Raw genomic sequence first — 18,369 nt, 5'->3', positions numbered from 1 at the left:
CCCGAATCATGTTCTACTAGGGGTCATGAAGCTGAGCCGCGAGATCTCAGACGATGGCCGCTTCGTCCGGCAGCCGAACCGCTTCACCGACCGGCTCGGACCGCCCGAGCCCGGCCGTTACCGGCTCTACGCCTCCTACGCCTGCCCGTGGGCACAGCGCGTGCTGATCGTCCGCGCCCTGCTCCGCCTGGAGGACCTGCTGGACGTCACGATCGTCGACCCCGTCCGCGACGACAAGGGCTGGCGGATCCCCGACGGGGACCCGCTGTACCTGTCGGAGCTCTACCACGCCACCGAACCGGGCTACACGGGCCGCTACACCGTGCCCTGCGTCTGGGACGCCCGGGACGAACGCATCGTCACCAACGACTTCCCACAGATCACCCTCGATCTGGAGACGTCGTGGGGCACCGCGCCCGACCTGTACCCGGAACGCCTGCGCCCGGACATCGACATCATGAACGACCGCCTCTACCACGGCCTCAACAACGCGGTCTACGAGGCCGGCTTCGCGCGCGGGCAGCAGGCGTACGAGGACGCGGTCACACGCGTGTTCACCACGCTCGACCTGCTGGAGGTGCGCCTGGCCGAGTCGGAGTTCCTGTTCGACACGCTCACCGACAGCGACGTGCGGCTGTTCACCACGCTGGTCAGGTTCGACACGGTCTACCACGGCCACTTCAAGTGCTCGATCAGGCGGCTGACGGACTATCAGGCGTTGTGGGCGTACGCCCGCAGGCTCTACGCCATCCCCGCCTTCCGCGACACCACGGACTTCGACCACATCAAGCGCCACTACTACCTGACCCAGACGAACATCAACCCGAGCAGGATCGTTCCGGTAGGGCCGGAACTCGACTGGAGCCTGTGACCCCCGGCCTCGGCATCGCCGCGAACAGCAGCGCCGAGGCCAGCACCACCCCCGAGGCCACCCACCAGGCGGCGGACGCCCCCGTCTGCGCGGCCAGCAGGCCGAGCGTGGAGTTGGCCAGCACCCCACCCGCCTGCAATGACAGCGAGGACGTCGAGGTGACCGTGGTGCGCTCGGCGGCGGACACCGCGTTGTGCTGCATCTCCAGGCAGAGCAGCCCGGTCACCGACAGCCCGGCGAACATGACGAGGTAGGCCAGCCCGGCCGTCACCAGGCCCGGCACGCCGTCCAGCCCGGCGGTGGCGGCCAGCGAGCCGACCGACAGCGCGCAGAGCACCGCGCCCGCGGCGGCCCCCCGGGCCGAGCTCCCGGCCAGGCGCGCCACGCGGGGGGCGAGCACGCTGCCCGTGGCGCTGGCGGCGTAGCCCAGGGCGGCCACGACGGCGTAGGCCAGGCTGCCGCGCTCGGCGGTGCCGGCCAGCTCGGCCAGCCGCCCGGGGGTCAGCAGCTCGATCGTCATCAGCAGCACGCCGGACGCGGCGGCGGCGAGCATCAGGCGGCGCAGCACCGCGCCCCCGGCCGCCAGCCGGATCCCGGAGACCACCGTGGCGGGCACCTCGCGCAGCACGCCGCCCAGCGACCGCCGCGCGTGCGCCGGCTCCGGCAGCGCGAACACCACCACGACCAGCAGCACGACGGCCGCCGCCGCCCCCAGCAGGGGCGGCACGGCCAGCGGCGTCATCAGCCCCGGCGGCACCAGCAGCGGCACCGCGCCGCCCACCAGCACGCCGACGCACAGGGCCGCCGACTCCATCGCGCCGCCGCGCGCCAGGCCCGGCTTGAGGTCGGCGCCCTCGCCTTCGAGCCCGTGCAGGGTGTCGACGTACCAGGAGGTCGCCGGACCGCTGGACAGGGCCCTGGCCACCCCCTTGAGCACGCCGCTGACCACGAACATCCAGAACGCCGTGGAGACGCTCATCAGCGCGAGCCCCGCCGCGGTGAAGACCGCCGAGCAGGCCAGCACCATCCGCCGCCCGACGACGTCGGCCAGGCCGCCCGTGGGCAGCTCCAGGCTCGCGGTGACGACCGAGAAGACGGTCACCGACAGGCCGATCTCGGCCAGGCCGAGCCCCCTGTCGGTCATCAGCAGCACCATGCAGGCGACCATGAGCCCGGGCGGCAGCCAGGTCAGGAAGCTGACGAGCATGTAGCGCCGCAGGGCGGAGCGAGCGGTCATCGGTCCTGCTCCTCTTCCTCGGTACCGGGGCGGGGGAAGCCGCCCCTCCAGATGTGCACCTGCCGGACGTCGGGATCTCCGCAGTGACGCGCCACGAGCTCGCGGAGCAGCTCGTCGACCCGCTCGTCGAACTCCCTGAGCCCGGCCGGCGACAGCTCGACGAAGTCGTCGCTCAGGCCCGCCGCCCGCACCCACTCGGGGGACCAGCGGCTCTCGTCGTGGTCCTGGGCCACGCGGGCGAGGGTCTCGACCTGGCGCATCCGCATGATCCGGACCGCCTCGCGGCCCTCGTCGGTGCCGGACAGCTCGCTGTTGTCCCAGGAGGTGTAGCGGTGGCGGGCCCGCCAGCGGCGTTCGCGCCCGTCGCGCCGGTCGGGGTCCTCCTCGATGAAGCCGTACTTGAACAGCTCGCGCAGGTGGTAGCTGGTCGAGCCGGAGCTCTCCCCCACCTTGCGCCCCAGCTCGCTGGCGGTGGCCGGGCCGTCGCTGCGCAGCAGCCCGAGCAGCCGCACCCGCAGGGGATGGGCGACCACTTTGAGCACCTGCGGGTCACTGATCTTGTATTGCTCCTCCATGAGGACGACCCTAGACCGCAAAGGCTTTTTTGCAAAGTGATTTTTGCGAATTTCCCGGCCTTCTAAACTGGGCGCATGCTCGACGACATCCGCGTGGACGACGCCGTCCTCGCCCTGCGCCCCGACTTCGCCGTCCTGGTCATGCTGGCCCACGACCTGCGGAACGGCCCCACCGACGACCTCACCCGCGCCTGGCTGGCCGAGGCGTCGCAGGCCGAGGTGCAGAGCGACAAGATCGACGCCTGGAAGGACGCCTACCGCGCCTTCGGCGCCAAGCCGCAGCGCACCAGGCCCTCGGTCGACGCCCTGACCCGGCGCATGCCGCTGCCGGAGATCAACCGGGTGGTCGACGCGTACAACACGATCAGCGTCAAGCACGCGCTGCCCATCGGCGGCGAGGACCTCGACCGCTACCAGGGCCCGGCCCGGCTGGTACGGGCGACCGGCGACGAGCACTCGGAGGAGGCGCTCGGGCAGCCCGAGCCCGGCGAGGTGATCTGGCGCGACGACGCCGGCGTGACCTGCCGGCGGTGGAACTGGCGTCAGGTGGCGCGCACCCGGCTCACCGAGGAGACCACCAACGCGATCTTCCTTCTCGAACGCCTTGAGCCGATGTCGATGGAGGAGCTCCAGCAGGCCGGGAAGGAGCTGGCGGACCTGCTGTCGCAGCTGTCACCCGGGGTGCGGATCACCAGCAGAATCGTGCCCGGCGGGAAATAAACCTGGCGGCCACACGTTGATACCAAACAGTAACAATGGCGACTCTCCCTGGATTGACTAGGCGGGCGTGACCTCTTCGGCGTGTCCTGAGAGGATCGTTCGGGGCGGCACGTGCTCTTCGGCGCGCGCTGCCGGTCCGGGCGAGTAGCCTTGGACAGGTTCTCTAACATCAACGCCGATCTGCGGAAGAGGGCGATTTCCGCCGTGTCGTCTGAGTCGTCGCGGACAAACCCGCTGGCAAGCTTTGGTCAGAACGAGTGGCTTGTCGACGAGCTGTACCAGAAGTACCTTCAAGATCCAGAGTCTGTCGACAAGGCCTGGTGGAACTTCTTCGCTGACTACAACCCTGATAGCGGGCCGGGCCGTACCCCGGTCAGGGAGGCGGCGAACGGCACTGCGACCGCGCCCGCTCCTCCCAAGGCGCCCCCGAAGGCGCCTCCGGCAGCTGAGAAGCCGAAGCAGCCGGCCACCCCGGTGCCCAAGGGCGCCGAGGAGGTGAAGCTGCGCGGCGCCGCCGCACGCACGGCCGCCAACATGGACCTGTCCCTGACGGTCCCGACGGCGACCAGCGTCCGGGCCATCCCGGCCAAGCTGCTCATCGACAACCGCATCGTGATCAACAATCACCTCAAGCGGGGGCGTGGCGGCAAGATCTCCTTCACGCACCTGATCGGCTTCGCGATCGTCAAGGCGCTGAAGGCGATGCCGGAGATGAACCACTCCTACACGGAGATCGACGGCAAGCCGACGCTGGTCAAGCCCGAGCACGTCGGGTTCGGCCTGGCGATCGACGTCCAGAAGAGCAACGGTGAGCGCCAGCTCCTCGTGCCCTCGATCAAGGGCGCCGAGGAGATGGACTTCCGCCAGTTCTGGGTGGCCTACGAAGAGGTCGTCCGCAAGGCCCGCGCGGGCAAGCTGGGCGTCGACGACTTCTCCGGCACCACGATCTCGCTGACCAACCCCGGCACGATCGGCACGGTCCACTCGGTCCCGCGCCTGATGCCGGGCCAGGGCACGATCATCGGCGTCGGAGCGATGGAGTACCCGGCCGAGTACCAGGGCGCCTCGCCCGACACGCTCTCGCGCCTGGCCGTCTCCAAGGTCATGACGCTGACCAGCACCTACGACCACCGGATCATCCAGGGCGCCCAGTCGGGCGACTTCCTGCGCCAGATCCACCGGCTGCTGCTCGGCGAGGACGGCTTCTACGACGAGATCTTCGAGGCGCTGCGCATCCCGTACGAGCCGGTGCGCTGGGTCCAGGACATCTCGGCCTCGCACGACGACGACGTGGCCAAGTCGGCCCGGGTCATCGAGCTGATCCACGCCTACCGCGTGCGCGGCCACCTGATGGCCGAGACCGACCCGCTGGAGTACAAGCAGCGCAAGCACCCCGACCTGGACATCCAGTCCCACGGGCTGACCTTGTGGGACCTTGAGCGCGAGTTCGCCACCGGCGGTTTCGGCGGCCGTGCGCTGATGAAGCTCCGCGAGATCCTGGGCGTGCTGCGCGACTCCTACTGCCGCACGGTCGGCATCGAGTACATGCACATCCAGAACCCCGAGGAGCGGGCCTGGATCCAGGCGCGGGTGGAGAAGCCGCACGCCTCTCCCGAGCGCGACGAGCAGCTCAACATCCTGTCCCGGCTCAACACCGCCGAGGCGTTCGAGACGTTCCTGCAGACGAAGTTCGTCGGCCAGAAGCGCTTCTCGCTGGAGGGCGGCGAGTCCCTGATCCCGCTGCTCGACTCGGTGATCAGCGACGCCGCCGACGAGGGCCTCGACGAGGTCGTCATCGGCATGGCCCACCGCGGCCGGCTCAACGTGCTGGCCAACATCGTGGGCAAGTCCTACGCGCAGATCTTCGGCGAGTTCGAGGGCAACATCGACCCGCGCACCGCCCACGGCTCCGGCGACGTCAAGTACCACCTGGGCGCGAGCGGCGAGTTCACCGCGCCCAGCGGCAAGACGATCACCGCGTCCGTGGTGGCCAACCCCTCCCACCTGGAGGCGGTCGACCCGGTGCTGGAGGGCGTCGTCCGCGCCAAGCAGGACCTGCTGGAGCGCGGCGAGGAGGGCTTCACCGTCCTTCCCGTCCTCGTCCACGGCGACGCGGCCTTCGCCGGCCAGGGCGTGGTGGCCGAGACGCTCAACCTGTCGCAGCTGCGCGGCTACCGCACCGGCGGCACCGTGCACGTGGTGGTCAACAACCAGGTGGGCTTCACCACCTCGCCGGCCTCCTCCCGCTCGTCGGTCTACGCGACCGACGTCGCGCGGATGATCCAGGCGCCGATCTTCCACGTCAACGGCGACGACCCCGAGGCCGTGGTGCGCGTGGGCCAGCTGGCCTACGAATACCGCCAGGCGTTCCGCAAGGACGTCGTCATCGACCTCATCTGCTACCGCCGCCGCGGCCACAACGAGGGCGACAACCCCGCCTTCACCCAGCCGCTGATGTACGACCTGATCGACGCCAAGCGCTCGACCCGCAAGCTCTACACCGAGGCGCTGATCGGCCGGGGCGACATCACGGTCGAGGAGGCCGAGTCGGCGCTGCGCGACTACCAGGCCAAGCTGGAGCAGGCGTTCACCGAGACGCGCGAGGCGGCCAAGAAGCCCAAGGAGGCGGCCGCCATGCGGGTGCCCCCGGCCGAGGTCGTCAAGTGGTCCCACGCCGACACGCCGACGGCGATCAGCGACGAGACGCTCAAGCGCATCGTCGACACCCAGCTCAACCTGCCCGACGGCTTCACGCCGCACCCGCGCCTGGCGCCGGTGCTGCAGCGCCGCGGCCAGATGGTCGAGACCGACTCGATCGACTGGGCGATGGGCGAGACGCTGGCGTTCGGCTCGCTGCTGATCGACGGCCACCCGGTGCGCCTGGTCGGCCAGGACTCCCGGCGCGGCACGTTCACCCAGCGGCACGCGGTGCTGGTCGACCGGATGACCGGCGCCGACCACACCCCGTTGAAGCAGTTCAACGAGGGCACCACGAAGTTCTACATCTACGACTCGCTGCTCAGCGAGTTCGCGGCGCTCGGCTTCGAGTACGGCTACAGCGTCGTGCGTCCCGATGCCCTGGTGGCCTGGGAGGCGCAGTTCGGCGACTTCGTCAACGGCGCCCAGACGATCATCGACGAGTTCATCTCGTCCGGTGAGCAGAAGTGGGGTCAGCGGTCGTCGGTCGTGCTGCTGCTGCCGCACGGCTTCGAGGGTCAGGGCCCCGACCACTCCTCGGCCAGGATCGAACGGTTCCTGCAGGTCTGCGCGCTCGACAACATGACGGTCGCGCAGCCGTCCACGCCGGCCAACTACTTCCACCTGCTGCGCTGGCAGGTGGAGTCCAACCGGCACAAGCCGATGGTGGTCTTCACGCCCAAGTCGCTGCTGCGGCACAAGGCGGCCACGTCGAAGGCGTCCGACTTCACCACCGGCACCTTCCAGCCGGTCATCGGCGACACCACGGTCGATCCGGCCAAGGTCACCCGGGTCGTCCTGGTCTCGGGCAAGCTCTACTACGACCTGGCCGCGCAGCGTGACAAGACGGGCCGCGACGACGTCGCGATCGTCCGGCTTGAGCGGCTCTACCCGTTCCCGACCGAGGAGCTCACCGCCGAGCTGGCCCGTTACGGGCAGCAGGCCGAGCTGGTGTGGGCACAGGACGAGCCGGTGAACATGGGCCCGTGGCCCTACCTGACGCTGAAGCTGGCCGAAGACCCGCAGACGCTCGGCGGCCGGTCTCTCCGCCGCGTCTCGCGCACCCCGAACAGCTCGCCTGCGACGGGTTCGCACAACTCGCACGACACCGAGCTGGAGGAGATCCTCCACCAGCTCTTCGGCTGAGCAGGCCGCCAGTGAGCCCCCGGCCGTCCGGCCGGGGGCTTCTGTGTTGACCGGTGGGGGTGAGGCCCTGCCCGCACGAAGGAGAAACCCATGTACTTCACCGATCGAGGCATCGAGGAGCTGGTCGATCGGCGGGGCGAGGAAGAGGTCAGCGTGCTCTGGCTGGGCGAGCGGCTGCGCGAGTTCGTCGATCTCAACCCCGAGTTCGAGACCCCGATCGAGCGGCTGGCCACCTGGCTGGCCCGCCTCGACGACGAGGACGACGACTGACGCGAACCAGCCCTCCAGACGCGATACATCTTGAGTTTTCGAGTAACGCGACATATCGTGTTCTCGTAGCAGACGTACTCGTCGAGGAGGCATACGTTCATGGAGAAGTGGACGCTGGAGGCCCCTGAGCAGCTCACGTTCGGGCCGGTGGAGTCACTTGACGTGCGGATCGTCGCGGGCAGGCTGGCCGTCCTGGCCAGCGAGGGCCCGCCCACGCTGGAGCTGACGGAGATCGAGTCGGCCGCGCCGCTGCTGGTCAGCTACGACGCGGTGACCAAGGAACTGGTCGTCACCTACGAGGGCCTGACCCTGGACGGCCTGCTCACCTGGCTGCGGCGCGACCGGCGCAGGACCAACCTGACCCTCACCGTGCCCAAGGGATGCAGGGTGAGCACCGAGGTGGTCTCGGCGTCCACGGTGCTGGCCGGGTTCGAGCGTTCCACCCGGGTCAAGAGCGTGTCCTCCGAGGTCGTCCTCGACGGCGTGAGCGGCGAGGTGAGCGCCACGACGGTCTCCGGCTCGATCGAGAGCCGGGCCATGGAGGGCGACCTGGCGTTGAAGACCGTCTCGGGCGAGCTGACGCTGGCCGACGGCAGCCCGCGCCGGCTCAAGGCCAGCACGGTGTCCGGCCGCATCACCGCCGACCTGAGGCTCCGGCCGACGAGTCACGTGACGCTCAACAGCGTCTCGGGTGCCATCCTGGTGCGGGTGCCGGAGAACGCCGAGTCCGACGTCAGCATGAGGTCCACCTCCGGCCGGCTGAGCTCGACGTTCGACGGGCTGTCGGCGGCCAACAGCCCCGGCTCCAAGACGCTGTCCGGGCGGCTGGGCGGCGGCATGGCCTCACTGTCGGCGTACACCGTCTCGGGCGAGGTCGCGTTGCTCAAGGGAGAGAAGGAATGAGCCCTGTCTTCGGTCACGGCCGGCTCCGGCTGTACCTGCTCAAGCTGCTGGAGGAGAGCCCGCGGCACGGCTACGAGGTCATCCGGCTGCTCCAGGACCGCTTCCTCGGCGTCTACTCGCCCTCCCCCGGCACGATCTACCCGCGCCTGGCCCGCCTGGAGGAGGAGGGCCTGGTCACGCACGAGGTCGTCGACGGCAAGAAGGTCTTCTCCATCACCGACAAGGGCCGCGAGGAGCTCAACGCCCGGCTCGACGAGCTCGACGACCTTGAGCAGGAGATCTCCGCCTCGGTGCGCGACATCGCCCGCGAGGTCAAGGAGGACGTCCGCGACACGGTGAAGTCGCTGCGCGACGAGCTGACCCGGATGGCCAAGGACGTCCGCACCGGCACCCGCGACAGCGCCAAGACCCGGGCCGAAGACCTCAAACAGCTCAAGGAGCAGCAGAAGCGGCAGTGGATGGCGCACGCCAGCCAGTGGCAGGTGGAGAGCGACCGGCTGGCCGGCGAGTGGCGCCGGATCTGGTCGGACATCTGGACCACGCTCGGCGGCGACACCGTGCGCCGCATCGAGCTCGACAGCGAGCTGGGCGAGCTGCTGGCCGACTTCGTGGCCCAGGCCCGTACGGAGGCCGCCGACGCCGCCCTGACCACGCAGAAGCTGGCCGAGCTGCACGCCGTGCTCGACGAGGCGTCCGCCCGCATCCGCGACATCCTCGAACGCTGAGCCGCCACTGGCCGCCGCTGAGCCTGCCTGGCCGCCGGTGAGGCGTCGTCAGGCGGAGCGCAGTGAGCGTGCCGGGCGTTCGAGGCCGCGGGCCGCCCTGCGGGCGTGGTAGGCGACCGGCATGTAGCGCAACCGCTCGGGCAGGCGCGCGGTCAGCATCGCCACCGCGTGCCCGAGGTGCCGCAGCCGCCGCTCGTCCCGGGCCGTCCAGCGCAGGCCGAGCTTCCTGCGGGCGGCCGGCGGCAGGGTGCCGACGGTGACGAAGTGGTTGAACTCCCCCGACCCCAGCCCCACCGGCGTCCACAGGCGGCGCAGCGGCCTCGGCAGGCCGGGCGGGGCGGGCGTGCCGCGCATCACGGCGAGCACCTCCAGCGCGGTCGGGTGCGGCTCCAGCCGCTCGGCGATCATCATGTCGAAGTAGCGCCAGAACGCCTCCAGATCCGCCGGCATCTCCCGCTCCGGCACGTGCAGGATCGCGCCGAGCCGGCGCGACTCGGCGTACATGCGGCGTTGCTGCTCCTCGGTGTACGGGGTGCCGAAGTAGCGGTTGAGCGTGACGAACCGCTCGAACAGCGACAGGTGCACCCAGGCCCACGCCTCGCCGTTCAGGGCGTGGTAGGCGCGGCCGTGCTCGTCCACGCCGCTGATGGACCGGTGCAGCTCGCGCAGCCGCCGCCCCTCGGCCAGGCCGCCCTCCCCGCCGTAGACCCACTTCTGGACGGAGGCGAGCGTGCGGTTGAGCCGCCCCCACGGGTCGTCCTTGTACGTCGAGTGCTGCGCCACGGCCGCGCCGACCGCCGGATGCATGGTCTGCAGGACCAGCGCGCTGCCGGCCACGAGCAGGTTGCGGTATTCGCCCGCGGTCTCCCAGTGCATCGAACCCGGGCCGAACGGCTCCACGTCCATGGTGACGCCTCCAGGGTGATACGGCCTCATTCTTCGTGTATCACCCGGAAGGCGGACAAGTAACCCTTCACTTATTCAGCCGGTAAAGACGATCTTTCCGAAGATCTCCCCTTCGGCCATGGCGGCGAAGCCGTCGCGGGCCTCGGCCATCGGCAGCGTGCGGTCGATCACCGGCCGCACGCCGGTCTGCTCCAGGAACACCGCCAGCCGCTGGAGCTGGTCGCGCGTGCCCATGGTGGTGCCGACCACCGAGAGCTGCAGGAAGAAGACACGGTTGAGGTCGGCGGGCGGGACCGCGCCGCTGGTGGCCCCGGAGACCACGATGCGGCCGCCCGGCCTGAGCGACTTGAGCGAATGGTCCCAGGTGGCCTGGCCGACGGTCTCCATGACCGCGTCCACCCGCTCGGGCAGCCGCGCGCCGGTCTCGAAGACCTGGTCGGCGCCGAGTTCGCGGGCCCGCTCACGCTTCTCCTCCGAGCGGCTGGTCGCCCAGACCCGGAAGCCGCCCGCCCGGCCGAGCGCGACGAGCGCGGTGGCGACGCCGCCGCCGGCCCCCTGCACCAGCACGGTCGAGCCCGGTTCGAGCCCCGCCTTGTCGAACAGCATGCGGTAGGCGGTCAGCCAGGCCGTCGGCAGGCAGGCGGCCTCCTCGAAGCTGAGCGCGGCCGGCTTGGGCACGAGGTTGCGCCGCGGCACGGCCACCCGCTCGGCGAACGTCCCGTCGTACACCTCCGACAGCAGGGAGCGCCTGGGGTCGAGCGTCTCGTCCGCGCCCGTGCCGATGACCGCGTGCACGATGACGTCGTTGCCGTCCTCGTCCACGCCGGCGGCGTCGCAGCCGAGCACGATCGGCAGGCGGTCCTTCCTGATGCCCACGCCCTTGAGCGTCCACAGGTCGTGGTGGTTGAGGGCGGCGGCGCGTACGGAGACGGTCGTCCAGCCGTCGGGCGCCTCGGGGTCGGGGTGCTCACCGAGCGTCAGCCCGGCGAGCGGATTGTCGGGATCGGTCTGTGTGGCGGTTACGGCGAACATGGCCGCACCTTACTAACCGGCCCACCGCCACCCACGGCACCGCCCCGCCGCGCGACGCCTTGCCGGCGTTCGACCTTCACCCGGACCCCCTGGCCCGCCTGTCACCGCCCGACCTTCACCCGGATCCCCGCCAGGGCGCGGCGTCTGAAGTCCTCGGAGCCGGCGACGGCGACCTCCACGTCCCCCCGGCACGTCCACTCGCCCGGACGCCCGCGCCCCTCGATCACCTTCGGCAGCCGGGCCTTCTCCGCGCAGTCGGGCGTGGGCACCAGCACGACCATCTCCCGCACTCCCCCGCCGAACCAGAGCTGCGGCCCGGCCGGATCCCCCTGCACCGTGGCCCCCGGCCCGGCCAGCCGCACCGACCCCTTGCCCGACAGCACGAGGTAGCCGTCCCTGGTCACCTTCCCGCGCAGCTCCCGCGCCAGGGCCGTGCGCTGGTCGAAGGTCAGCCCCTCGCCCCGGTCCTGCATCGCCACCCGCCACCGTCCGAACGAGAACAGCAGCACCTGCCCGCTCCCCCCGCCGGGCTGACGCGGCCACAGGGTGACGCCGGGGCCGTAGCTCCTGATCGGCCGGCCGCCGCCGGTCACCTCGGCGACCCCGTTGTACGGCACGCCGAACTGCCGGAACTGCCCGTCTATCCACGCCCCCTGGAACGGCCGCACCCCCAGCTCGTTGAGGTCGAGGTCGGCCGGATAGCGCACCTCGGCCTTCAGCCCGTCGGGGAAGACGACGTCGATGATCTCGTCCCGTCCCTTGGTCCTGGCCGGGATCCGCAAGGTGCTGGGGCCGTTGTCGATCGTCGTGAGGGACCGGATGGGCGCGGTGGCGGACGGCGCCGGCGGCGGCTGCGGGTCGCGGCTGAGCAGCAGGCTGACGGCCGGGATCACCAGCAGGGCCACTACCGACGCCAGCCCGATCCATCGGCGGCGGCCACGCCCACCTGCCTCGATGACGTCGAACTGGTCGGACACGACGTGCCTCGCCGGGTTAGTGCGGGTTGCGCCCTTCACTCCCAGTTCAGTTGAGCGACCTCCACCCGCGCAAGCCCTCGGACCCGGCGAAGTCGCCGTCCGAGGTCACAACTTCACAACCTCCCGGGCTCACCAGGTGGCGATGTTGAGCCTGCCGTCGGTGACCAGCTCGACCCGCTGCCCCACCAGCTCCCTGGACATGGCGTCGGCCAGCAGCTCCGGCTCCAGCACGTGCGCGTGCGCCCGCCCGCCGTCCGGCAGGTCCACGACGAGGATGCCCTTCTCCGGCCCGCCGTCCCGGCCGTGCGCGACCGTGTACCCGGCCACGGCGGCAGGGCCGGCGTACGCGTCCACCACCGGCACCCCGGACGCCGTGAACACCGGCGTGGCGTCCCCCAGGAGCCCTCCCGGCTCGCTGGACCACACCGCGTACGTGTGCTTCGTCAGGTGCATCCCCACGCCGGTCACCAGCCCGTGCCCCGGCCGCGCGCGCAGCAGCCCGGCCATCGTGGCCGTCGAGTGCAGCACGTAGTCGCTGGACGGGCCGCCGGCGTACGGCAGGCCGCCGGTGACCGTCAGGCCGCGCCGGTCGAACGGGTCGAGCCCGATCGCGTCGCACGCCTGCCGCAGCGCGACGGCGAAGCAGCTGTACAGGTCGAGGGCGTCCATGTCGCCGAGGCCGAGCCCGGCGCGGCGGAAGGCGGCCTCCGCGGCGGCCCCGATCGCCTGCGAGGAGCCGAGCGCGGGCCGGGCCGCCACCTCCCAGGTGTCCTCCGCGTACGCCCAGCCGCGCAGGTGGACCCGCCGCTCGTCCGGCACCCCGAGGCGGTCGGCCAGCTCCGCGGAGGCCAGGACGACGGCCGCCGCCTGGTCGACCTCCATGACGGCCACGGTGTTCCTGGTGTACGGCCAGCCGACGAACCTGTTGCCCTTCACCAGTTCCTCGGGCGTGCGCACGGACCGCCGCCACGCGTACGGGTTGGCCGCGGCCACCTCGGTCATCGGCGCCATCATCCGTCCACGGTCGAGCATCTCCTCCTCGACCGTCATCCCGGCCGCCGCCCGCCGCGCGGTCTCCATGATCGCGTACGTGTGCACCGGCAGGAACAGCTCGTGCGCCAGCTCGGCGGGGTGCGGCGGACGTTCCCAGCCGTAGGGCGGCTTGGGGTCGGCGGCATGGCTCCACGGCACGTGCTCGCCCGCCTGCCGGTAGGCCCGCCGGGTGGCCAGCGCCTCGGCCCCGGTGATCAGTGCGCAGTCCAGCTCGCCCGCTGCGATCCGGGCCGCGGCCTCGCCGACGAGGAGCTGCGGAGCCGTGCCGCTGACCTTGGAGTAGGACTCGTGGCGCGGGGTGGCGCCCAGGCGCTCGGCCAGCCGCCCGGTCGGGGAGTCGTACTGCCAGGAGTCGGTGTACACGACCTGGATCGAGTCGAGCCGTCCGAGGGGGAGCCGGGCGTCCTCGGCCGCCTCGCGGGCGACCGACTCCCACAGGTCGAGCGGTTCGGGGCCGGGCTGATCGCGAATGGTCCGTTGGGCGATGCCGATGAGACAAGGGGTGCGTGGATCCATGCGCACATCCAACCAGAACAACATTCGGTTGATAAGTGTCGGCGTTTGATAATCAGCGTTACCGGTATTGCCGCAGGCTAATTACCGCCACTCTGACCTGGGAGAACGCCTTCTTTTCGTAACGGGACCGAACCGGTGCCCGCTTTTTCTCGTTCCTTCCTGGCCGACGGGTTGCGCCATTCATCAGCGTTCTCGACGTTTTCCTGACCCACCCGCAGACCGGCGACAGGACGCGATCCGGCCCGTCGGTCGAGGCCCCGGATCCTCCTCGGGCGGGATCCGGGGGCCCTCCCCCGCCGTTTCGCGTCCCACGGCCCCTTCAGGGGTCTGGTTCAGACGCGGAAGACCGGTCCCGTGGCGACGGCGAGCGCGCAGGCGTTGGGGAACGTCTGCGAGTAGCGGTAGCGGTCGCCGTCCCAGACGCCCCACGCCCGTACGTCCACCGGCTCGTAGTCGGCGGTGCAGGAGACGCCCGGACGGCCGGTCAACTTGGCCGGGTTCCCGTGCACCTGTTCGAGAGCGGCGCAGGCGGCGACCTGCCCCGGGGCGACCCGGCCAGGCGTGCACTGCAGCACGCCCTGACGATCTCCCACACTGATCCGGAAAAGCCTTTGGTCCTTGTGCGACGTCTGGACATCGGACGGACCGGTCGTGGCGTACGCCACTGGAGCGGCCGCGAATGCCACACAGGAAAGCGCGGCGATGGCGAGAATTCGGTGCATACGCGAAGCCTCTATCACCCCTCTGACCTGCGGCAACGACCGACACGCGTGATCATTTAGACGTATCGGGAGGGATCGGCTGATGGTGTCCTTATCGCACACGGTGCACTCTTGATCAGGTAACGAATCTCTATCCGGGCTGCAATACAGGCAGTTGATCTGGAAAAATCCACCCTTACGACCCTAAGAAAGGCATTTCATGATCTCCCGGGCCAGGCAACTGGCAGCGGCCGCCCTGGGCGGCGCGCTGCTGCTGCTGCCTGCCTTCACGGGGATCGCGAACGCCGCGCCGGCGAGCGCGTGGACGAGCGCGTCGGCCAGCAAGGTCTTCGGCGTCACGCTGGCCAGGACCGCCACCGACATGAGGAAGGTCGCCGACTACTGGCGGCCCGACCGGCTCAAGCAGGCCGACAACTACAGCCCCGCCACGCCGGGCGCCCAGGCCGCCCCGACGTCCTCGGCCGGCGCGGTCTCCGGCCCGATCTCGCCCGCCACGACGGCGCGGCGGACGTCCGCGACGCAGGACGTGGTGCCCGTGCTTCCCAGGCAGGGCGGCGCCGCCAAGACCATGGGCAAGGTCTTCTTCCGGTTCGGCACCAAGGAGTACTGGTGCTCGGCCAGCGCGGTCGCGTCCAGAAACCGCAGCGTCGTGGCCACGGCCGGGCACTGCGCGTACGACTCCCGGCAGGCCAAGGCCGCCGAATACTGGATCTTCGTCCCCAACCCCGGCCCCAACGGCGAGACGCCCGACGGGATCTACGTGGGCGCCGCGCTCAGCCTGCACGAGGACTGGCCCGGCAAGGGCGACTACGACTACGACTACGCCTTCGTGACCGTGCACCGCGGGTTCGTCTGGGAGCAGGCCAAGGACGGCACGTACTCGATGAAGGACGTCGGCAGGCTCCAGGACAACGTGGGCGCCCAGGGTATGGAGATCAACAAGAAGCCGGCCGCCTACACCGTGGCCGCCTTCGGCTTCCCGGCCGGCGCGCAGCCCGACGGCACCCGCCCGTTCGACGGCAAGACGTTGCGGACGTGCCAGGGCGGCGTCACGTACTGGACCGTGGCCCCCGCGCTCGACCTGCAGAAGGGCGTGCGACTGCAGCCGTGCGACTTCAGCCCCGGCGCCAGCGGCGGCCCCTGGCTGGTCGACTACGACGCCACCCGCAGGCTCGGCAGCCTGAACGGCGTCAACAGCCTGACTTGGAACAGGGACGCCAAGGGGGCCTACGACGCGGTGTCGTCGCCGTACTTCGACACGACCACCGCGGAGGTCTACCGACGCGCCGCCGCGATCACCACACCGGGAAATGTGGCGTAAGTCACATGAAACGGTGTGATCACTGCTGGTGATCAGCCCATCCGTTGATCTCGACACGGTAACGGGGCACTTGGGAGCGCTGACACGATCTTCCTAAAATTTTCATAAGCACTGTCAGCGTTATAGGTTCCGGGTCGTCCGTTTGCTGAGTTATGGGGTGCAAGAGGCGCCTCCTGTCAGCGCAACCTGGAGATACCTTGAAGCGAATCCTCCTCCCCGTCGGCGGCGCGGTCCTGGCGACCGGTCTCCTCGCCGCCGGGCTCTCCGCCACCGCCCAGGCCGACGGCGACGTCTCCAACGACCCGATGGCCGGCAGCAACTCGCAGGCCGCCTCGATCGCCTCCTTCTGGATCGCCTCGAACGGCGCCGCGCTCCGCCAGGCCACCCAGTACACCTGGGACTCCAAGGAAGTGCGGAAGGTCGTCTCCAAGGGCGGCTACGACCCCGACGGCCGTCCCGGCATGACCGCGCCCACCGGCGCCCAGAAGGCCGGCGCCTCCCAGAACGTGAACCTCCCCAAGAGCATCGGCAAGGTCTTCTTCGTCGACGGCTCCGGCAAGTTCCGCTGGTGCTCGGCCACGTCCATCCAGTCGGGCAACCGCAACCTGGTGGCGACCGCCGGCCACTGCGTGTACGACACGGACAGCAACAGCGACACGCTGTCCAACTGGGTCTTCGTCCCCGGCTACTACCAGGGCAAGGCTCCGTGGGGCATCTACGTGGGCAAGCAGGCCTTCACCCACTACGACTTCGACAACTACGAGGACTACGACCGCGACTACGCGTTCGTGACCGTCTACAACGGCATCCAGTTCGACGGCGTGAAGCAGGTGGACCGCAAGGACTACGACAGCTTCAGCGGCCCGAAGCGCTCCTGGGGCGGCCACTACTACATCCTGCTGTCCAAGGACGCCGGCCGGCTCGGCGACGCCGTGGGCGGCCAGGGCTTCGCCTGGAACCAGCCGACGGGCAAGTTCGTCCGCACCTTCGGCTACCCGGCGGCCCCGCACCCCGACGGCAACAAGCCGTACAGCGGTGTGACGCCGAAGAACTGCTACGGCAAGACCACGGCCAAGACCGTGGGCGCGTCCTGGCTCAAGATCGAGGAGCACGTCGGCCTGAAGTGCGCCGTCACCCCCGGGTACGACGGTGGGCCGTGGCTGCTCAACTACAACAACGCCAAGCGCCTCGGCTACGTGAACGGTGTCACCAGCACCTTCGCGGACCAGGACGGCAACGACCGCATCGACTACATCACGTCGCCTTACTTCGACGGTGAGACGGCGGCCGTTTACAAGGCAGCCACCAACTTCCCGTCGGGGAAGATCGTGGGCCCGAACGGCGAGCTGTACAAGTAAGCCCTCACCAGGGGAAAGAGGGTCCCGGCGTTGCTCCTTGCCGCCGGGGCCCTCACTTGTGTCCACACCAATCCCCCCTCACCGAAGAGGGCGCGCCGCGCCCACATGCTCAGGCCCTTGCGCCACCTCTCGAATCGGAAGCGCTTCGGGACGTGATTCGCCGGCGCTTGTGGCGCAAGATGTCGGTATGACCGAGGATCACCGCGAGACCACCACCGCTCCCGCCTTGCCGGGCCCAGAGGTCACGATCACCCTCGACCCTCACGTCAAGGCGTACGTCGACCGGGCGGTCGAGAACGGCGAGTTCGATTCCGTGTCCGCCGCCTTCAACGAAGCGATGCTGGAACGTATGCGCCGCCGCCCCCGCGTCCGCAGCTGGTGACCACGGACAAAGCCACAGGGCTCTCCCGGACGCCGCCGAAGAGAACGACCCGGCCGTCCGCCCCGGACGCAGGGCCGGGCCCATGACCAGCGGACGGTGACGCGGTCACCCGCCGACGCCGACACCGGCGCATGGGCGCCCAGAATGCCTGCGCCCGCAAGAGCATCAAGTCAAGCGCTTGTACCCGGCGCCCCAGGCGCGGAGGCGCGGGACACGAACGTCCCCCGCCCATGGACGACGACCAGCAGGCCGCGCTCCGCCAGATCCTTGACCGCGCGCCGAACGGTCACTCGACTGACGCCATACTGGCTCGCCAGCTCCAACTCGGTCGGCATCTTGGCGTTCGGAGCGAGCACCCCGGCGGCGATGTCGCTCTCGACGTCCTCGGCGAGCTGCCGCCACACCAGGTCTGGCCCGACGTGATCGATGCGGTCACTTTTATCCTGCAAGGCCATGCGGAAACGCTAATGGGCGGGGAACCTACGAGTACGAGCGACTACCTCCTCCAAGGTATGGAGAGGTCTTATCATGTCTACTGCTTGTATCCTCGACCGCTCCCCCGCGGGCCGCGATGACGACGAGCTCCATGAGCGTGTCCCTCCTCGCCCCGACGGCCCTGACGAAAGGAAGCAGCATGACCGACCTGTATGGCGGCAGCCTCGACGGCGTGCCCTTCACCCAACTGTGCGGCGGCAATCAACAGGAAGAGCACTTGGAGACCTGCGTCCTGATCGCCCCGATTCCCGGCATCGAGGACGCCTACGCGCTCCGTGACTCGAAGAACCCGGACGCCGGGACGCTCCGCTTCACCGGTACCGAGCTTCGCGCCGCCGGGATCGCCACCATCTAGCCAAGACCCGAGACGGGCCGGGCCCCCCCGGGGGGGCCCGCCGGGGCCGGGCCCGCCCCCGGGGGGGGGGACCCAACGCGCGGGCCCCCACGACGGGGGCGCGGGCGC

Annotated in this window: 18 protein-coding genes; 10 read left to right on the top strand and 8 right to left on the bottom strand. The window is 70.1% G+C overall.

Annotated features, from left to right (window positions below; all coding sequences use genetic code 11):
* Positions 1 to 25: 25 nt before the first annotated feature.
* Complete coding sequence (locus tag ABZ815_RS13480) at positions 26 to 871, top strand: glutathione S-transferase C-terminal domain-containing protein (protein WP_357697363.1); 846 nt, start codon at positions 26 to 28, stop codon at positions 869 to 871.
* Here ABZ815_RS13480 and ABZ815_RS13475 read toward each other — a convergent pair.
* Both ABZ815_RS13475 and ABZ815_RS13470 read right to left on the bottom strand, forming a co-directional pair.
* Positions 819 to 2,108 carry an MFS transporter gene (locus ABZ815_RS13475; protein ID WP_357697361.1) on the bottom strand — a complete coding sequence of 430 codons (1,290 nt, stop codon included), beginning with the start codon at positions 2,106 to 2,108 and terminating at the stop codon, positions 819 to 821. The two genes, ABZ815_RS13480 and ABZ815_RS13475, sit on opposite strands and share 53 nt — an antisense overlap.
* Positions 2,105 to 2,683: a helix-turn-helix domain-containing protein gene (locus ABZ815_RS13470; RefSeq protein WP_357697359.1), complete on the bottom strand. Its 579-nt coding sequence runs from the start codon at positions 2,681 to 2,683 to the stop codon at positions 2,105 to 2,107. The genes ABZ815_RS13475 and ABZ815_RS13470 overlap by 4 nt, the downstream gene beginning before the upstream one ends.
* Before the next feature lie 75 nt (positions 2,684 to 2,758).
* Here ABZ815_RS13470 and ABZ815_RS13465 point away from each other — a divergent pair, with 75 nt between their 5' ends.
* From ABZ815_RS13465 to ABZ815_RS13445, 5 genes are all read left to right on the top strand, one after another.
* Entirely contained in the window at positions 2,759 to 3,403 is a 645-nt protein-coding gene (locus ABZ815_RS13465) for a phenylalanine--tRNA ligase beta subunit-related protein (protein ID WP_357697357.1), read from the top strand.
* A 204-nt stretch (positions 3,404 to 3,607) separates the two neighbouring features.
* A complete protein-coding gene (locus tag ABZ815_RS13460) occupies positions 3,608 to 7,246 on the top strand; it encodes a multifunctional oxoglutarate decarboxylase/oxoglutarate dehydrogenase thiamine pyrophosphate-binding subunit/dihydrolipoyllysine-residue succinyltransferase subunit (protein ID WP_357697355.1) in 3,639 nt (1,212 codons plus the stop codon).
* Positions 7,247 to 7,336: 90 nt separating this feature from the next.
* A complete protein-coding gene (locus ABZ815_RS13455; protein ID WP_352323532.1) occupies positions 7,337 to 7,516 on the top strand; it encodes a DUF6104 family protein in 180 nt (59 codons plus the stop codon).
* Positions 7,517 to 7,615: 99 nt separating this feature from the next.
* The gene (locus ABZ815_RS13450; RefSeq protein ID WP_357697353.1) at positions 7,616 to 8,419 is read left to right on the top strand and encodes a DUF4097 family beta strand repeat-containing protein; all 804 of its coding nucleotides are present in this window, start codon (positions 7,616 to 7,618) and stop codon (positions 8,417 to 8,419) included.
* Complete coding sequence (locus tag ABZ815_RS13445) at positions 8,416 to 9,144, top strand: PadR family transcriptional regulator (protein WP_357697351.1); 729 nt, start codon at positions 8,416 to 8,418, stop codon at positions 9,142 to 9,144. The genes ABZ815_RS13450 and ABZ815_RS13445 overlap by 4 nt, the downstream gene beginning before the upstream one ends.
* A 48-nt stretch (positions 9,145 to 9,192) precedes the next feature.
* On the opposite strand, the gene ABZ815_RS13440 is transcribed toward ABZ815_RS13445, so the two are convergent.
* The 5 genes from ABZ815_RS13440 to ABZ815_RS13420 form a co-directional block, all read right to left on the bottom strand.
* Positions 9,193 to 10,050 carry an oxygenase MpaB family protein gene (locus tag ABZ815_RS13440; protein WP_357697349.1) on the bottom strand — a complete coding sequence of 286 codons (858 nt, stop codon included), beginning with the start codon at positions 10,048 to 10,050 and terminating at the stop codon, positions 9,193 to 9,195.
* A gap of 75 nt (positions 10,051 to 10,125) precedes the next feature.
* Complete coding sequence (locus ABZ815_RS13435; protein WP_357697347.1) at positions 10,126 to 11,082, bottom strand: zinc-binding dehydrogenase; 957 nt, start codon at positions 11,080 to 11,082, stop codon at positions 10,126 to 10,128.
* A gap of 101 nt (positions 11,083 to 11,183) precedes the next feature.
* Complete coding sequence (locus ABZ815_RS13430; protein ID WP_357697345.1) at positions 11,184 to 12,059, bottom strand: hypothetical protein; 876 nt, start codon at positions 12,057 to 12,059, stop codon at positions 11,184 to 11,186.
* Between the two features lie 129 nt (positions 12,060 to 12,188).
* Complete coding sequence (locus ABZ815_RS13425; protein ID WP_357697343.1) at positions 12,189 to 13,628, bottom strand: acetyl-CoA synthetase; 1,440 nt, start codon at positions 13,626 to 13,628, stop codon at positions 12,189 to 12,191.
* A gap of 332 nt (positions 13,629 to 13,960) precedes the next feature.
* A complete protein-coding gene (locus tag ABZ815_RS13420; RefSeq protein WP_357697341.1) occupies positions 13,961 to 14,203 on the bottom strand; it encodes an SSI family serine proteinase inhibitor in 243 nt (80 codons plus the stop codon).
* Positions 14,204 to 14,549: 346 nt separating this feature from the next.
* Here ABZ815_RS13420 and ABZ815_RS13415 point away from each other — a divergent pair, with 346 nt between their 5' ends.
* The 3 genes from ABZ815_RS13415 to ABZ815_RS13405 all read left to right on the top strand — a co-directional run bounded on the left by ABZ815_RS13415 (position 14,550) and on the right by ABZ815_RS13405 (position 17,411).
* Positions 14,550 to 15,671: a hypothetical protein gene (locus tag ABZ815_RS13415; protein ID WP_357697339.1), complete on the top strand. Its 1,122-nt coding sequence runs from the start codon at positions 14,550 to 14,552 to the stop codon at positions 15,669 to 15,671.
* A 197-nt stretch (positions 15,672 to 15,868) separates the two neighbouring features.
* Positions 15,869 to 17,029, top strand: coding sequence for a hypothetical protein (locus ABZ815_RS13410; RefSeq protein WP_357697338.1), 1,161 nt, complete (start codon positions 15,869 to 15,871; stop codon positions 17,027 to 17,029).
* Positions 17,030 to 17,216: 187 nt separating this feature from the next.
* On the top strand, positions 17,217 to 17,411 hold the full coding sequence (locus ABZ815_RS13405) for a hypothetical protein (RefSeq protein WP_357697336.1): 195 nt from the start codon (positions 17,217 to 17,219) through the stop codon (positions 17,409 to 17,411).
* Positions 17,412 to 17,581: 170 nt separating this feature from the next.
* Here the strand turns inward: ABZ815_RS13405 and ABZ815_RS13400 are convergent, their stop codons facing one another.
* The gene (locus tag ABZ815_RS13400; RefSeq protein ID WP_357697334.1) at positions 17,582 to 17,866 is read right to left on the bottom strand and encodes a GntR family transcriptional regulator; all 285 of its coding nucleotides are present in this window, start codon (positions 17,864 to 17,866) and stop codon (positions 17,582 to 17,584) included.
* 179 nt (positions 17,867 to 18,045) lie between these two features.
* Here ABZ815_RS13400 and ABZ815_RS13395 point away from each other — a divergent pair, with 179 nt between their 5' ends.
* Positions 18,046 to 18,261 (top strand): DUF397 domain-containing protein, encoded by a 216-nt coding sequence (locus tag ABZ815_RS13395; protein ID WP_357697332.1) that lies wholly within the window; start codon positions 18,046 to 18,048, stop codon positions 18,259 to 18,261.
* The last annotated feature ends 108 nt before the right edge of the window (positions 18,262 to 18,369 follow it).

The organism is Nonomuraea sp. NPDC047529 (genome assembly GCF_040642995.1).
Taxonomy (GTDB): Bacteria; Actinomycetota; Actinomycetes; order Streptosporangiales; family Streptosporangiaceae; genus Nonomuraea.
This window is presented reverse-complemented; position numbering and strand designations above follow the sequence as displayed.

Excerpts from the sequence above, each read along its gene's own strand:
- ABZ815_RS13480 (WP_357697363.1), top strand. The coding sequence starts at position 26 with ATGAAGCTGAGCCGCGAGATCTCAGACGATGGCCGCTTCGTCCGGCAG.
- ABZ815_RS13475 (WP_357697361.1), bottom strand. The coding sequence starts at position 2,108 with ATGACCGCTCGCTCCGCCCTGCGGCGCTACATGCTCGTCAGCTTCCTG.
- ABZ815_RS13470 (WP_357697359.1), bottom strand. The coding sequence starts at position 2,683 with ATGGAGGAGCAATACAAGATCAGTGACCCGCAGGTGCTCAAAGTGGTC.
- ABZ815_RS13465 (WP_357697357.1), top strand. The coding sequence starts at position 2,759 with ATGCTCGACGACATCCGCGTGGACGACGCCGTCCTCGCCCTGCGCCCC.
- ABZ815_RS13455 (WP_352323532.1), top strand. The coding sequence starts at position 7,337 with ATGTACTTCACCGATCGAGGCATCGAGGAGCTGGTCGATCGGCGGGGC.
- ABZ815_RS13450 (WP_357697353.1), top strand. The coding sequence starts at position 7,616 with ATGGAGAAGTGGACGCTGGAGGCCCCTGAGCAGCTCACGTTCGGGCCG.
- ABZ815_RS13445 (WP_357697351.1), top strand. The coding sequence starts at position 8,416 with ATGAGCCCTGTCTTCGGTCACGGCCGGCTCCGGCTGTACCTGCTCAAG.
- ABZ815_RS13440 (WP_357697349.1), bottom strand. The coding sequence starts at position 10,050 with ATGGACGTGGAGCCGTTCGGCCCGGGTTCGATGCACTGGGAGACCGCG.
- ABZ815_RS13435 (WP_357697347.1), bottom strand. The coding sequence starts at position 11,082 with ATGTTCGCCGTAACCGCCACACAGACCGATCCCGACAATCCGCTCGCC.
- ABZ815_RS13425 (WP_357697343.1), bottom strand. The coding sequence starts at position 13,628 with ATGGATCCACGCACCCCTTGTCTCATCGGCATCGCCCAACGGACCATT.
- ABZ815_RS13415 (WP_357697339.1), top strand. The coding sequence starts at position 14,550 with ATGATCTCCCGGGCCAGGCAACTGGCAGCGGCCGCCCTGGGCGGCGCG.
- ABZ815_RS13405 (WP_357697336.1), top strand. The coding sequence starts at position 17,217 with ATGACCGAGGATCACCGCGAGACCACCACCGCTCCCGCCTTGCCGGGC.
- ABZ815_RS13400 (WP_357697334.1), bottom strand. The coding sequence starts at position 17,866 with ATGGCCTTGCAGGATAAAAGTGACCGCATCGATCACGTCGGGCCAGAC.
- ABZ815_RS13395 (WP_357697332.1), top strand. The coding sequence starts at position 18,046 with ATGACCGACCTGTATGGCGGCAGCCTCGACGGCGTGCCCTTCACCCAA.